Annotated in this window: 11 protein-coding genes; 2 read left to right on the forward strand and 9 right to left on the reverse strand. The window is 53.6% G+C overall.

Annotation, left to right across the window (positions count from 1 at the left end):
• Positions 1-134: 134 nt before the first annotated feature.
• Positions 135-1,082, reverse strand: a complete 948-nt coding sequence (gene arsS, locus MO867_RS08480) for an arsenosugar biosynthesis radical SAM (seleno)protein ArsS (protein WP_252465916.1) — start codon at positions 1,080-1,082, stop codon at positions 135-137.
• Between the two features lie 5 nt (positions 1,083-1,087).
• On the reverse strand, positions 1,088-1,987 hold the full coding sequence (gene mtnP, locus MO867_RS08485) for an S-methyl-5'-thioadenosine phosphorylase (protein WP_252465917.1): 900 nt from the start codon (positions 1,985-1,987) through the stop codon (positions 1,088-1,090).
• Positions 1,988-2,231: 244 nt separating this feature from the next.
• On the opposite strand from mtnP, the gene MO867_RS08490 reads away from it, so the two are divergent.
• Together MO867_RS08490 and MO867_RS08495 are read left to right on the forward strand one after the other, a co-directional pair.
• Positions 2,232-2,798, forward strand: a complete 567-nt coding sequence (locus MO867_RS08490) for a DUF2239 family protein (RefSeq protein WP_252465918.1) — start codon at positions 2,232-2,234, stop codon at positions 2,796-2,798.
• Positions 2,799-2,810: 12 nt separating this feature from the next.
• Complete coding sequence (locus tag MO867_RS08495) at positions 2,811-4,199, forward strand: MATE family efflux transporter (protein ID WP_252465919.1); 1,389 nt, start codon at positions 2,811-2,813, stop codon at positions 4,197-4,199.
• Between the two features lie 203 nt (positions 4,200-4,402).
• Here MO867_RS08495 and sucD read toward each other — a convergent pair whose 3' ends face one another.
• From sucD to sdhA, 7 genes are all read right to left on the reverse strand, one after another.
• Entirely contained in the window at positions 4,403-5,275 is an 873-nt protein-coding gene (sucD, locus tag MO867_RS08500; RefSeq protein ID WP_252465920.1) for a succinate--CoA ligase subunit alpha, read from the reverse strand.
• Positions 5,276-5,277: 2 nt separating this feature from the next.
• Positions 5,278-6,444, reverse strand: a complete 1,167-nt coding sequence (gene sucC, locus MO867_RS08505) for an ADP-forming succinate--CoA ligase subunit beta (protein ID WP_252465921.1) — start codon at positions 6,442-6,444, stop codon at positions 5,278-5,280.
• 164 nt (positions 6,445-6,608) lie between these two features.
• Positions 6,609-8,051, reverse strand: coding sequence for a dihydrolipoyl dehydrogenase (gene lpdA, locus MO867_RS08510; protein WP_252465922.1), 1,443 nt, complete (start codon positions 8,049-8,051; stop codon positions 6,609-6,611).
• Between the two features lie 65 nt (positions 8,052-8,116).
• Positions 8,117-9,310, reverse strand: coding sequence for a 2-oxoglutarate dehydrogenase complex dihydrolipoyllysine-residue succinyltransferase (odhB, locus tag MO867_RS08515; RefSeq protein ID WP_252465923.1), 1,194 nt, complete (start codon positions 9,308-9,310; stop codon positions 8,117-8,119).
• A gap of 46 nt (positions 9,311-9,356) precedes the next feature.
• The gene (locus MO867_RS08520; RefSeq protein ID WP_252465924.1) at positions 9,357-12,188 is read right to left on the reverse strand and encodes a 2-oxoglutarate dehydrogenase E1 component; all 2,832 of its coding nucleotides are present in this window, start codon (positions 12,186-12,188) and stop codon (positions 9,357-9,359) included.
• Positions 12,189-12,398: 210 nt separating this feature from the next.
• Entirely contained in the window at positions 12,399-13,103 is a 705-nt protein-coding gene (locus tag MO867_RS08525) for a succinate dehydrogenase iron-sulfur subunit (protein ID WP_252465925.1), read from the reverse strand.
• A gap of 19 nt (positions 13,104-13,122) precedes the next feature.
• Positions 13,123-14,895, reverse strand: a complete 1,773-nt coding sequence (gene sdhA, locus MO867_RS08530) for a succinate dehydrogenase flavoprotein subunit (protein ID WP_252465926.1) — start codon at positions 14,893-14,895, stop codon at positions 13,123-13,125.

Genomic DNA, 14,895 nt, shown 5'->3' on the forward strand with positions numbered 1-14,895 from the left:
ACCTTCTTGATCGCCGTCATTCCATTTTGATCGGCAGGCTGCTGGAGAAATTTTATCGGGTAGCCAGCCAACCGAGGGAGAGATACTCAGGCCATAGCTCTAACATCTGTGTGCGAGCACCTTTATACCAACCGCTAGAAAGCCCCGCCGCAACTACTGCCCTGTCCGGCTGTACAGCCATAGCAGTGATCAGCGACGCAAATAGGGGACTCACGCAGATCTCGCTCAAGCAGGTGCCGCAAATGCAAGCGCCCCGGCACCGGGATATCCAGCTGTTGATTAAAGTCGCAATCGTATAAATTTCCCTGCCAGTCAACACTCACCAAACTACGGCACATAACCCCGTTGAGATTTTCAGCGCTATAGCTCTCCTTGAGTAACGCCATATACTCCCGAAACTGCCCCTTAGACACCAGCATGGAACCAAAGCGTTTGATCGGCATATTGGCAAGGGCAAAGAGATGGTTAAATTCGATTCCAAAATGCGCGGCTAATTCACGGCGATAATCCGCCTCCAAGGCGCCTTGATTGGGGGGTAGCACGGGCCCCTGAGGGTTGTAGACCAAATTGAGAAGTAAACCACTGGCCGGCTTGCCATAGCCCAGGGTGTTGAGTTTCTGCAATGCGGCGATACTTTTGTCGAAAACCCCTTTGCCCCGTTGTTTATCAACATTCTCCATGGAGTAACAAGGCAGCGACGCGACCACTTCTACCTGATATTGGGCTAGAAATTCTGCGGTATCTTCCTGGCCCGGTTCGAATAAAACCGTCAAATTGCAGCGATCTATCACATGAACATTGCGAGCTCTTGCGGCCTTTACCAACGGACGAAAACCCCGGTGCAACTCCGGCGCACCGCCAGTGACATCCAATACACGAATATTGCGCGCCTCGATAACCTCCAATAGCAGAGCGAGGTTTTCATCAGACATCATTTCTGTACGATTGGGCCCTGCATTGACATGGCAGTGCACACAACGCTGATTGCAGCGGTAGCCAATATTGATTTGCAGGGTTTCTATAACCTCCCGGTGGATTGGCGGAAAGTCTGACAACTGCAATAGGGACAAGGTTTCGTGCATAAGCCTCAGTGCTCCATCTCTTCAAGCACGGGTTCTGTCGGAGCAAGCAGAGGTTTTATTACAACTTGTTTTTCCTCCGGCATGGCTTCGACGGGCGTTACCAAAGCGCTGTCCAGTGCCGTGTGTGCTGGGGACTTCGGTTGCTCAGTGCCGAGAAACTGTATTGCTTTAGCGGCAATCTGTTGCGCGCGCTGGGCATTTTTCTGCAAGTTGGCGATAGCAGCCTCTGCAGTGACTGCCTCTTCGCGCGGGTGCCAGCAATCGTAGTCCGTCGCCATCGCCAAAGTGGCATAAGCAATCTGTGCCTCACGAGCCAGCTTTGCTTCAGGCATATTGGTCATACCCACCACAGACGCCCCCATACTGCGATACCAATGCGACTCCGCACGGGTAGAAAACTGCGGACCTTCGATACAGATATAGCTGCCACCCTGATGCAGCTGCACCAACTCTCCTTCCTGAGTCGCATCAAATGCCCGCGCCAGACTCTCTGCCACCGTCGCGCAGACAGGATCAGCCATGGAAACATGGGCCACCGCACCATCACCAAAGAAGGTGCTCTCGCGCTTGCGGGTCATATCGATAAACTGATCGGGGATCACCATATCCAGCGGCCGCACTTCTTCCTGCAGGGAACCCACTGCGGAGAGGGAAAGGATATAGCGCACACCCAACTGGCGTAGCGCATGAATATTGGCTCGATATGGCACCTGAGAAGGGATCAGGCGATGGCCGCGTCCATGACGGGCAAGAAAAGCCACAGGGATACCCTGAAGCTTGCCACAGACAATAGGGTCCGAAGTATTGCCAAAGGGAGTGTCCACTTGGACTTCTTCCACCTCGGTTAGCCCCTGTATATCGTAGAGACCGCTACCCCCGATTACCCCAATCAAAGCCCTGGCCATGTTCACTCCTAAACAGTTGGTTTTTCGCAGTATAGGAGTGCTCACAGGCCGTGTATATCGCTGACATCCAATCAAAAATTAAGTCCTCACACCCGCCGGGCTTACCGGGTAGAGCTAGCCATCCTCTATGGAGAACATCAGTGATCACAGCCAGAGAGAGAATCTTTCCTTGCAAATAGATGGATCAACCAACTATATTTACCCAGGTAAAATATTTAAACCCTGGTAAATAGAGAGAGACACCTTGGCAATCGACTATATCGCTATCCACCAGCAACGGATCATCGCACGGGGAACACTGCAGGCCATTGCTCGCCAAGTGAAAACCAGGGGTAACAATCTCGAGCCCATTGTCTTTGAGCGTGAAAGTTGCAAACGGGTTGAGGTGGATTGGCACGGTGATATCGAGGACGTACTGGCAAGACTTGCAACTGATACACCGCCCTCTAAAACCAAGCGCGGGCGCCCCAAATTAGGCGTTATTCCCAAGGAAGTCACCTTACTTCCCCGTCATTGGGAGTGGCTGCGTCGCCAACCCGGTGGCGCCTCTGTCACTCTACGCAAGTTGGTGGAACAGGCGCAAAAGCACGTTTCACCCGAGGAGCGCATCACCTTAAAACAACAGCAGCTGGATGGACTTATGCTGTTGGTTGCTGGAGATGCCGAGGGCTTTGAAGATGCCAGTCGCGCGTTATACAGGAACAGCAAAATCAGCTTTGAAACAGCCACTCGCTCCTGGCCAGATGAAATTAAGCAGCTTGTGCTAGAAAAATTTAATGAAATCGCGGAGATGCACAGCGGCACTTTGTAAAACGGACTGACGATGAATCAACAACACAACAATGTATTTGTTAGCGGCGCCTTGGTGCCGGTCTTTTTTAAGACCGCGGCACCCATTATTCTGATTATGCTGGTCAATGGTTCATTTACCTTATTGGATGCTTACTTCCTGGGAAAATATGTAGGCGCCGAGGCCTTAGCTGCTGTCACTTTAACATTCCCAATGTTTATGTTGTTGATAGCGCTTTCTTCATTAATTTCCAGTGGCTACTCCAGTGTGCAAGCCAGATTACTCGGCGCCGGGAAAAAGGACCAGGCAAAGCAGGCATTCTCCCAGGCAATCACCCTGGCGCTGGCCGTTTCCGCCGTATTAATGCTGCTGTTTATCGCCGGAGGTAAACCATTAACCGTCTTAGTGGCCAATGGCTCCAAAGATTTAGCCGATATGGGGTACACCTATTTAACGATACTGGTTTTTTTATCGCCTGCACTCTTTATCGGTTCGGTAAATTCCGATACTTTACGCTGCGAAGGGCAACTATCCCTGATGGCCATAGTTTCTCTCTTCTCGGTGCTACTCAATATAATATTTAATTATATTTTTATTGCGCACTTGGAGCTGGGAGTAGCCGGCTCCGCTTACGGCACTGCTCTGGCGCAAACAATTGCCCTTTTGATAGTGGCAGTCTATCGCTATTACGGCCGTACCGTGATTGACACACAAATCTTTCGACTCTCACGCAAACATTATTTCTGGCCCGAATATCTATCCTTGGGCTTACCATCAAGCTTGAGCTATATCGGCGTATCCCTCACATCCATCGCAGTAATTTTCAGTATACAGATCTGGGGAGGTGGTAACTACGATACGACAGTCAGTGCCTACGGTATTACCACTCGAATCATGACCTTTATCTTTTTACCCTTGCTCGGCCTAAGCCAAGCCTTTCAAACCCTGGTCGGTAATAATGCCGGCGCCAAAAGTTGGTCCCGTACTGACAGTAGCATCAATATCGCTTTGACACTGGCATTCGGTTACTGTCTGGCACTGCAAATAGGCGTAATAATACTGAAGGACTCTTTGGGAACTCTATTTGTTAGCGATCGGCAGATTATTACAGAAGTAGCACGTATCCTGCCGATGATGACACTGGTTTATTTTCTGGCGGGGCCATTAATGATGGTCAGCACATTTTTTCAGGCTATTGGCGATGCCAAGCGTGCGGCGATCCTTGGACTGGCAAAAACTTATATTTTTGTACTGCCGCTGATTTTGACTTTACCGTTGCTACTGGGAGAGGTGGGGATATGGTATGCGGGGCCAATGGCAGAATTAATGCTGCTGACCTTGACCGCCGTGGTGCTTTATCAACGGGGGCGCAACCATGGGTATAAATATGGTCTGTACAGTTCACAGCAGGCGTCAATTTAACAGCCTTGCCGATAATTGATATAGAGCCGTAATCGTTGCTTACAGAGTTTCGCTTAAGTCACATCAAAAAAAGTAAAGATGAATAAAAATGGGAATTGAGAAAAACAATCGACTTTTCAACAACAGTAATGACAGATAAATTCACAGCCATAAAAAAGCCACCCATTGGGTGGCTTTTTGGAAAACTACACGTTGGCAATTAATTACCAGCCAGTAATTTCCTTCAGAGCGTCGCCGATCTGTGCCAGGGAGCGCACGGTTTTAACACCGGCGTCTTCCAGAGCGGCAAACTTCTCGTCAGCGGTACCTGTACCACCGGAGATGATTGCGCCCGCATGGCCCATACGCTTGCCGGGAGGAGCGGTGACACCAGCGATGTAAGAAACTACAGGCTTGGTGACATTGGCTTTGATGTAAGCAGCCGCTTCTTCTTCAGCCGTACCGCCGATCTCACCGATCATAACAATCGCTTCGGTCTGCGGATCATTCTGGAACATTTCCAGAATATCGATGAAGTTGGAGCCTGGGATGGGGTCGCCACCGATGCCCACACAGGTGGACTGACCGAAGCCGTAGTCGGTAGTTTGCTTCACCGCCTCATAAGTCAGGGTACCTGAGCGGGACACGATGCCCACTTTGCCCGGCTTGTGGATATGGCCCGGCATAATGCCGATCTTGCACTCACCCGGAGTGATAACGCCCGGGCAGTTAGGACCGATCAGGCGTACGCCCAGCTCGTCACATTTCACCTTAGCGTCGAGCATATCCAGGGTCGGGATACCTTCGGTGATACAAACGATCAGTTTGATACCCCCGTTGGCCGCTTCCAGGATGGAGTCCTTACAGAAAGGCGCGGGTACGTAGATTACGGAAGCCTCCGCACCGGTTTCTTCAACCGCTTCTTTCACGGTGTTGAACACCGGCAAGTCCAGATGAGTCTGGCCGCCTTTACCCGGAGTGACACCACCAACCATTTTGGTGCCATAGGCAATCGCCTGCTCGGAGTGGAAAGTCCCCTGGGAGCCGGTGAAGCCCTGGCAGATTACTTTAGTGTCTTTATTAATCAGTACTGACATGATTATTTACCCTCCGCAGCTTTAACCACCTGCTGAGCCGCATCGGTCAGGCTGGTGGCCGCGATAATATTCAGGCCGCTGTCGCTCAGCACCTTGGCACCCAGGTCTGCGTTGTTACCTTCCAGGCGCACAACAACCGGTACTTTTACGCCAACTTCTTTCACTGCGCCAACCACACCTTCAGCGATCATGTCACAACGAACGATACCACCGAAGATGTTGATCAGTACGGCCTTTACGTTCTCGTCGGACAAAATGATCTTGAACGCTTCAACAACGCGCTCTTTGGTTGCGCCGCCGCCCACGTCAAGGAAGTTAGCTGGCTTGCCGCCGTGCAGGTTCACGATATCCATAGTGCCCATGGCCAGGCCAGCACCATTTACCATGCAACCGATGCTGCCATCCAGCGCTACGTAGTTCAGTTCGAACTTGGCAGCGTGCGCTTCGCGCGGATCTTCCTGGGTAGGATCGTGCATTTCGCGCAGGTCCGCATGGCGGTACAGGGCGTTGCTGTCGATCACAATCTTGGCATCCAGACAGTGCAGGTTGCCTTCAGTGGTGATGACCAGTGGGTTGATTTCCAACAGGGCCAGATCTTTTTCCTGGAACATCTTTGCCAGACCCAGGAAGATCTTGGTGAACTGCTTAACCTGGGTCGGGTTGAGACCCAGCTTGAAAGCCAGCTCTCGCGCCTGGTAAGGCTGAGCACCTACCAGAGGGTCGACCGTGGCTTTGAGAATTTTTTCCGGAGTTTCTTCCGCTACCTTCTCGATTTCAACGCCACCTTCGGTGGACGCCATGAAAACGATACGACGGGTGGAGCGGTCAACAACGGCGCCCAAGTATAATTCCTGGTCGATGTCGGTGCAGCTCTCAACCAGGATGCGAGTTACCGGTTGGCCATTCTCGTCTGTCTGGTAAGTTACCAGACGCTCACCCAGCCATTTCTTGGCAAACTCTTCAATTTCCGCCTTGGAATCCACCAGCTTTACACCGCCAGCTTTGCCGCGGCCACCGGCGTGTACCTGGGCCTTTACCACCCACTTATTACCGCCAATTTCGTCAGCCGCTGCTACTGCCGCTGCCGGGGTTTCCGCTGCAATGCCTGTGGAAACCGGCAATCCGTATGCCGCAAACAGTTGTTTGCCCTGATACTCATGCAAGTTCATAGTCAGTACCAATTCACATATAAAAATGTGTTTACTAATTGCAGATTACTCTGCACCTGAAAGACAAAATTCAAAATCTGCGCCGTTGCAAATTTTGAATTCCGCAAATGAAACCGGGGCAGCTAATTAATCAGTAATTAGTGCCCCGAGATCGAAAAGTATTCTTACTTACGCTTCTTGCGATTCACGGTGTGAATCGCATGGCCGTTCACGCCCAGCGCCGCTTCCTTCACAGTTTCAGAAAGCGTCGGGTGCGCAAATACGGTCATGCCAATATCTTCTGCACTGGAGCCAAACTCCATCGCAATCGCCACCTGCTGAACCAGGTCTGCAGCAGACGGGCCAACAATGTGAGCACCCAGTACGCGATCGGTTTCCGCGTGGGCAATAATTTTCACAAAGCCCTGGGTATCGTTAGCAGCCATAGCGCGGCCATTGACCGCAAACGGGAAGCTGCCGATGTTATAGGGCTCTCCGTCGGCTTTCACCTGTTCTTCCGTGCGGCCAACCGCAGCGATTTCCGGGTGGGTGTAGATCACATTAGGGATCACATCGTAGTTCATCATCGGCTTCTGGCCGGCAATGCGCTCGGCAACCACAACGCCCTCTTCAGATGCCTTGTGCGCCAGCATCGGACCGCGCACCACGTCGCCAACGGCCCATACGCCCGGCGCAGAAGTCATGCACAGGTCGTTGACGTAGATAAATCCACGCTCGTCCATTTTTACATCGGCATCTTCGGCCAGTAGGCCTTCGGTGTATGGGCGACGGCCTACACAGACAATCAGCTTATCGAACGTCTCCTGGTGCTCTTTACCCTCTTTATCCTGGTAAGTAACCACCACTTCCTCGCCCTTTATTTCCGAGCCGGTAACCCGACAAGAGAGGCGGATGTCCAGACCCTGCTTTTTGAGGATCTTCTGGGATTCTTTGGCTACCTGCTGATCCATAATCGCCAGGAACTTGTCCATCGCCTCCAGAACCACAACGTCGGAACCCAGTCGGTTCCATACAGAGCCCAATTCCAGACCGATAACGCCAGCACCGATCACACCCAAGCGCTTGGGTGTTTCAGTGAATTCCAGTGCGCCGGTAGAATCGACAATAATTTTATCGTCTACCGGAGCGGGCGGAATGTTCACGGGAACAGAACCGGAAGCCAGAATCACGTTTTCCGCTTCGTAGACAGTGGCGTTGCCTTTGTCGTCGGTCACTTCCACCTTTTTGTTGGCCAGCAGTTTGCCGGCACCAAAAATGGAGATCACTTTATTCGCGGTGAACAGGCCAGCTACGCCGCCGGTCAGTTTTTTAACGATCTCGCCCTTGCGCTCGATCATCTTGCTCACATCCATCTTGACCTTGCCGACTTCAATGCCGTGCACGTCGAGAGCATCTTTAGCCTCGTGGTACTTCCAGGAGCTATCCAGCAGTGCCTTGGAAGGAATACAACCTACGTTCAGGCAAGTGCCGCCGTTTACGTATTTGTCGTCCTTGTTTTTCCACTTTTCGATACAAGCGGTTTTCAGGCCCAACTGAGCGGCTCGGATGGCAGCGACATAACCACCAGGACCAGAGCCAATTACGATTACGTCAAACTTTTCCGACATGATCAGTTCCAGATATTTCTAATGCAGTGTGATCGAGAGGGCCCGCAGGCCCTTGGACTTATTTTTTAAACTTCGAGCAGGATACGCGCTGGATCTTCGATCATTTCCTTGATCGCAACCAGGAAGCCAACCGCTTCTTTACCGTCGATCAGACGGTGGTCGTAGGACAGCGCCAGGTACATCATCGGCAGAATTTCCACCTTGCCGTCTACCGCCATTGGACGCTCCTGAATCTTATGCATACCCAGGATGGCTGCTTGCGGCGGATTCAGGATCGGGGTGGACAGCAGGGAACCGAATACACCGCCATTGGTAATGGTGAAAGTGCCGCCGGTCATCTCGTCGATAGACAGCTTGCCGTCGCGGGCACGCACACCCAGATCGCGGATATTGTTTTCCATATCCGCCAAACCCAGGTTTTCAGCGTTGCGCAGAATGGGCACAACCAGACCTTTTGGAGAGGAAACCGCTACACCGATATCCTGGTAGCCGTGGTAAACGATTTCGTTACCATCGATAGACGCGTTCACTGCGGTATAACGCTTCAGCGCTTCCACTGCAGCTTTTACGAAGAAGCCCATAAAGCCCAGACGAGTGCCGTTATGGGTCTTCTCGAACAGGTCTTTATAATTCTTGCGCAGGTCCATTACCGGCTTCATGTTCACCTCATTAAAGGTGGTGAGCATGGCGGTGGACTGGGAAGCGTCGAGCAAGCGCTCGGCAATACGCTTGCGCATGCGGGTCATCGGAACACGTTTCTCAACGCGCTCGCCCGGGGCAACGGCAACCTCAGCAGCTGCGACAGCGGTAGGTGCGGTCGCCGCAGCAGGAGCGCTACCCGCTTTCATAACGTCTTCTTTGAGGACGCGACCACCTTTACCGGAGCCTTCGACTCCGGTCAGGTCAACACCCTTCTCCGCCGCCATTTTCTTGGCGGACGGCATCGCAATTTTCTCACCAGGAGCTGCCGGAGCTTCTGCGGCAGGTGCTTCGGCTTCAGCCGGTGCAGCAGCGGCGCCAGCGCCCGCTTCAAATTTGGCAATCACCTCATTGGAAAGGACAGTTTCACCCTCACCCTTGATGATTTCAGCCAGAGCACCATCAGCGGGTGCAACAACTTCCAGCACAACTTTATCGGTTTCGATATCCACGATCAGTTCATCGCGGGACACCGCTTCACCGGGTTGTTTATGCCAAGTGGCGACAGTTCCGTCCTGAACAGATTCAGGGAAAGTTGGCGCTTTAATCTCGATCGTCATTTTTTCTGTTTCCTGAGATTGACTCTTCACTAATTACTGCCGTCTCTTATTTGACGGTCAGCGCCTCGTTGATGAACTTGTTCTGTTCTTCAAGGTGCGTGGACATATAACCCGCCGCAGGTGCCGCAGAGGCGGCACGGCCCACATATTCCAGATGCAGTTTCGGATGGGATTCCGACAGTGCACGGCGCAAGTGGTGCTGACTGGAGTACCAAGCGCCCTGGTTCATGGGCTCTTCCTGACACCAGGCGACACTCTTGAGGCTCTTGAATGCGGAAACCGCTTCCACGAACTCTTCGTCAGGGAAGGGGTACAGCTGCTCAATACGCACAAATGCCACATCTCCCTGTTCGCGCTCCATACGCGCTTCCAGCAAGTGGTAGTAAACCTTGCCGGAACACAGGATCAGTCGTTTGACCTTGGCCGGGTCCACTCCCTGGTCCTGGATCACATTTTGGAAGCGCCCCTCGGCCAACTCTTCCAGGCTGGAAGTGGCCAGCTTGTGACGCAGAATCCATTTCGGGCTCATGATCACCAGTGGGCGACGCATCGGGCGTACCGCTTGACGACGCAGCAGGTGGAAGATCTGTGCCGGGGTGGTGGCGTTACACACCTGGATATTATGCTCGGCGCACAGCTGCATAAAGCGCTCAAGACGCGCGGAGGAATGCTCCGGACCCTGGCCCTCGTAGCCATGCGGCAGCAGCATTACCAGGCCGCACATACGACCCCACTTGTGCTCACCGGAGGTAATGAACTGGTCGATCACAACCTGGGCGCCGTTGGCAAAGTCACCGAACTGGGCTTCCCAAACTACCAGGGATTTCGGGGTGGTGGTGGCATAGCCGTATTCGAACGCCAGTACTGCTTCCTCGGACAGCAGCGAGTCGTACATATAGAAAGGCGGTTGGTCTTCAAACATATGCTGCAAAGGCACATAGCTCTGACCGTCTTTCTGACTGTGCACCACGGCGTGGCGGTGGGAGAAGGTTCCGCGACCCACATCTTCACCGGTGAAGCGGACCATAAAGCCCTCTTCCAGCAAAGTGCCATAGGCCAAGGTTTCCGCCATACCCCAGTTTAAAGGCAAGGCGCCACCGGCCATTTTGCGGCGGTCTTCATAAATTTTGGACACCTGACGCTGCATCACGATGCCATCGGGGACATTGGTCATGCGGGTAGCGACATCCTGCAGTTTTGGCAATGCATAGCCAGTATCTGCGGGCTCTTGCCAGTCGTGACCCAGGTAGGGACCCCAATCTACAAACATGGATGAATCCGGCTTCTTCACCAGACCAGTAGCCACGTCTTCACCCGCATCCAGTTTATCGCGATAGTCGTTAGCCAACTTGTCTGCAGCGGCTTTATCCAAGATACCATCGCCCACCAGCTTCTCAGAATAAAGCGTGCGAGTGGTCTTGTGCTTGCGGATGGTCTGGTACATCAGAGGCTGGGTACCGGAGGGATCATCGGTCTCATTGTGGCCACGACGGCGGTAACACACTAGATCGATAACAATATCTTTCTTGAACTCGTAGCGGTAGTCCACGGCCAATAGTGCCGCTAGCACGACCATTTCCGGGTCGTCACCGTTTACGTGCAACACCGGCGCATCGATCATCTTGGCGGGGTCGGTGGAGTACTCAGTAGAGCGAGCGTCTTCACGCTTGCTGGTGGTAAAGCCCACCTGGTTATTCAGCACGATATGCACAGTACCGCCGGTGTAATAACCGCGGGTCTGGGACATCTGCAGGGTTTCCTGCACCACACCCTGGCCAGCAAAGGCCGCGTCGCCATGGATGTTAATCGGCATCACCGTCTCACCGGAGGTATCTTTGCGGCGGTCTTGGCGGGCACGAACTGAACCGACCACTACTGGGGCACTGATTTCCAGATGCGACGGGTTAAAGGCCAGCGCCAAATGCACTTCGCCACCGGGCGTCATCACGTTGGAGGAGAACCCTTGGTGGTACTTCACGTCACCGGAAGTATCCAGAGTCTTCTTGCCTTCGAATTCCTGGAACAGGTCTGACGGATTCTTGCCGAGGATATTCACCAGGGTATTGAGACGGCCGCGGTGAGCCATACCAATTACGATTTCTTTCACCCCGTAAGTGCCAGAACGGCGAATCAACGCATCCATCATCGGAATCAGACTCTCACCACCTTCCACACCAAAGCGCTTGGTGCCGGGGTACTTGGAGTCCAGATGGCGCTCCAGGCCCTCTGCTGCAGAGAGACGCTGCAATATCTCAATTTGAATATCAGTACCAAAGTTGGCCTTGGCCTGGCTGCGCTCCAAGCGTTGCTGGAACCACTGCTGCTCTTCCAGGTTGGAGAGATGCATGATCTCCGCACCGAGATTGCCGCAGTATGCACACTCCAGGCCCTCTACGATTTCGCGCAGGGTAGCCTCTTCTTTACCGAGGAACAGGCTGCCGGTATTGAAAGTGGTATCAAAATCACCTTCAGTCAGGCCGTGGTAACTCAGCTGTAGGTCCGGTACCTGTTCACGGGCCATCAAACCCAGGGGGTCCAGGGTCGCTTTTTTATGGCCGCGGTGGCGGTAGGAATCGATCAGTTGCAAGACTTTGATCTGCTTGCGCTCGTGCTCAATATTGGCAGAGCCCGCTGAGCCCGGTGCGACTACCGGCCGCGCGCGGTGCTTGCTGAGCAGCTCAAAGTGTTGACGTACAGCAGCGTGGGAAACATCGCTGCTGCCACCAACGCGGGGGAGGCTATCGAAATAATTGCGCCACTCCTCGGGGACACCGTTGGGGTCGTGCAGATAGGTCTCGTAAAGCTCCTCCACGTAGGCAGCATTGCCCCCGGAGATATGGGAGCTACGCCATAGCTGCTCCATGGTACTTTCGTGCATGTTGATGCCTACCTCAATTGCAGTGTGCATCTCTTCGTTTGAGCCACTGCGCTTTCCTTTCACTCACAAAAGGGGAGGCGCATAAAGCCACCTCCCCTTTTTAGTTTTATACCGATTGAAACCGGCTTTTTGTCATTTCCGTGGCGCCCTACCTGGCACCGAGCCCGCAGAGCAGAACTCTAGCAAACCGATAAACAGCCGCGATATCCCTTACACCGCACGGGTCAGCAACATATTGCGAATGTGGCCGATCGCGCGCGTCGGATTCAATCCCTTCGGGCACACATTGACACAGTTCTGAATACCGTGGCAACGGAATACACTAAAGGGATCGTCCAGCTCTGACAGGCGTTCATCGGTGGCCAAATCGCGACTGTCCGCCAGGAAGCGGTAAGCCTGCAACAGGCCGGCCGGACCGATAAACTTGTCAGGGTTCCACCAGAAAGACGGACAGGCAGTGGAACAACAGGCACACAGGATACACTCGTACAGGCCATCAAGCTTCTCGCGATCTTCCGGGGTCTGCAGGCGCTCAATGGCCGGCGCAGGAGTATCGTTCTGCAGGTACGGCTCGATCTTCTTGTACTGCTCGTAAAACTGTTCCATATCCACAACCAGGTCGCGGATTACCGGCAGGCCCGGCAGCGGGCGCAAAACCAGTTTACCTTTGCGGGCAGCCTCGGACAGTGGCGTAGTACATGCCAAGCCGTTGCGACCGGAAATATTCATTCCGTCGGAGCCACACACGCCCTCGCGACAGGAGCGACGGAAGGACAGAGACTGGTCTTGGGCTTTGAGCAGCTCCAAAACGTCCAACACCATCAAGTCTTTACCCTGGGTGTCCAACTCGTAGTCCTGCATGTAGGGCGCTTTGTCGGTTTCCGGGTTGTAACGGTAAATGCTTACTTTCAACATATTCTATTCCGCTCCCGAATCAGTAAGTCCGAGCTTTCGGTTCAAAAGCTTCCATGGTGTTAGGCGCGAAGTTTACCGCACGCTTGCCAACACGTTTTTCCGCAGGGAAATACATAGAGTGGCACAGCCAGTTTTCGTCATCGCGCTCTTGGAAATCCTCACGGGCGTGAGCGCCGCGGCTCTCAGTACGGGTCTCAGCGGCGATCGCCGTGGCCTCGGCAACTTCCAGCAGGTTCTGCAATTCCAAGGCTTCAATGCGGGCAGTATTAAAGGCACGGCTCTTGTCGTCCAGCCGCACATTGGCAATACGCTCGCGCAGATCGGCCAATTTCTTCACACCATCAGCCATATAATCGCCGCGACGGAATACCCCAAAGTGGTTCTGCATCACGCCCTGCAACTCTTTGCGCATATCAAATGCGCTCTCACCCTTCTCACTGGTCTCCAGTCGATTCAGGCGCGACATTGCCGCTTCGAGATCTGACTCGGAAGCCTCACGGTGTTCGATACCGTCACGTAGCGCCTTTTCAATAAACAGGCCTGAAGCGCGACCGAAAACCACCAGATCCAGCAGCGAGTTGCCACCCAGGCGGTTGGCGCCGTGCACAGAGACACAGGCAACTTCACCACAAGCGTAGAAGCCGTCAACGACCTGATCATTACCGGCGGCATCCTGAGTCAGGGCCTGACCGTGAACATTGGTGGGAATACCCCCCATCATATAGTGGCAGGTGGGCACAACCGGGATCGGCACTTTAACCGGGTCGGCGTGCGCGAAAGTCTTGGACAGCTCACAAATACCGGGCAAGCGGCTGTTCAATAACTCTTCACCCAGATGGTCGAGCTTGAGCAGTACATGATCGCCATCCGGGCCACAACCGCGGCCATCGAGGATTTCAAGAACCATAGAGCGAGCCACAACATCGCGACCGGCAAGGTCTTTCGCGTTGGGGGCATAACGCTCCATAAAGCGCTCGCCGTCCTTATTAATAAGGTATCCACCCTCACCGCGACAGCCTTCAGTTACCAGTACGCCCGCACCGTAGATGCCGGTGGGGTGGAACTGCCACATCTCAATGTCCTGAACCGGCATGCCTGCGCGCAGGGCCATGCCCACACCGTCACCGGTGTTAATGTGTGCGTTAGTGGTAGAGGCGAAGATGCGCCCCGCGCCACCGGTGGCGAATACCGTCGCCTTGGATTTGATGTAAACCACTTCGCCATCTTCGATACACATGGCGATAACACCGACAACAGCACCGTCCTGGTTCTTCACCAGGTCAATCGCAAACCATTCATTCAGGAATTCGGTTTTGTGCTTGATGTTGTTCTGGTAAAGGGTGTGCAGCAGCGCGTGGCCGGTACGGTCAGCAGCGGCACAGGTACGTGCAGCCTGGCCACCTCGACCAAAATCTTTGGATTGACCACCGAAGGGACGCTGATAGATACGCCCTTCTTCAGTGCGAGAGAAAGGCAGCCCCATGTGCTCCAGCTCGAATACGGCCTCGGGACCAACAGAACACATATACTCGATCGCGTCCTGGTCACCGATATAGTCGGAACCTTTAACGGTATCGTACATATGCCAGCGCCAATCATCGTCGGGGTCTGAGCTGGCGATTGCACAGGTAATTCCGCCCTGGGCAGAAACTGTGTGAGAACGGGTTGGAAATACCTTGGTGATTACCGCAGTTTTATAGCCGGACTGGGCCATCTGCAGAGCAGCGCGCATACCGGCACCGCCACCACCAATTACAATCCCGTCAAAAGAAATAGTTCGCATGTTCGCCAT

The organism is Microbulbifer okhotskensis, from assembly GCF_023895975.1.
In the GTDB taxonomy this organism is placed as follows: Bacteria; Pseudomonadota; Gammaproteobacteria; order Pseudomonadales; family Cellvibrionaceae; genus Microbulbifer; species Microbulbifer okhotskensis.

Coding starts and splice junctions, on each gene's coding strand:
- MO867_RS08495 (WP_252465919.1), top strand. CDS start 2,811: ATGAATCAACAACACAACAATGTATTTGTTAGCGGCGCCTTGGTGCCG.
- MO867_RS08525 (WP_252465925.1), bottom strand. CDS start 13,103: ATGTTGAAAGTAAGCATTTACCGTTACAACCCGGAAACCGACAAAGCG.
- sucC (WP_252465921.1), bottom strand. CDS start 6,444: ATGAACTTGCATGAGTATCAGGGCAAACAACTGTTTGCGGCATACGGA.
- odhB (WP_252465923.1), bottom strand. CDS start 9,310: ATGACGATCGAGATTAAAGCGCCAACTTTCCCTGAATCTGTTCAGGAC.
- mtnP (WP_252465917.1), bottom strand. CDS start 1,987: ATGGCCAGGGCTTTGATTGGGGTAATCGGGGGTAGCGGTCTCTACGAT.
- lpdA (WP_252465922.1), bottom strand. CDS start 8,051: ATGTCGGAAAAGTTTGACGTAATCGTAATTGGCTCTGGTCCTGGTGGT.
- sdhA (WP_252465926.1), bottom strand. CDS start 14,895: ATGGCGAACATGCGAACTATTTCTTTTGACGGGATTGTAATTGGTGGT.
- arsS (WP_252465916.1), bottom strand. CDS start 1,082: ATGCACGAAACCTTGTCCCTATTGCAGTTGTCAGACTTTCCGCCAATC.
- sucD (WP_252465920.1), bottom strand. CDS start 5,275: ATGTCAGTACTGATTAATAAAGACACTAAAGTAATCTGCCAGGGCTTC.
- MO867_RS08520 (WP_252465924.1), bottom strand. CDS start 12,188: ATGCACGAAAGTACCATGGAGCAGCTATGGCGTAGCTCCCATATCTCC.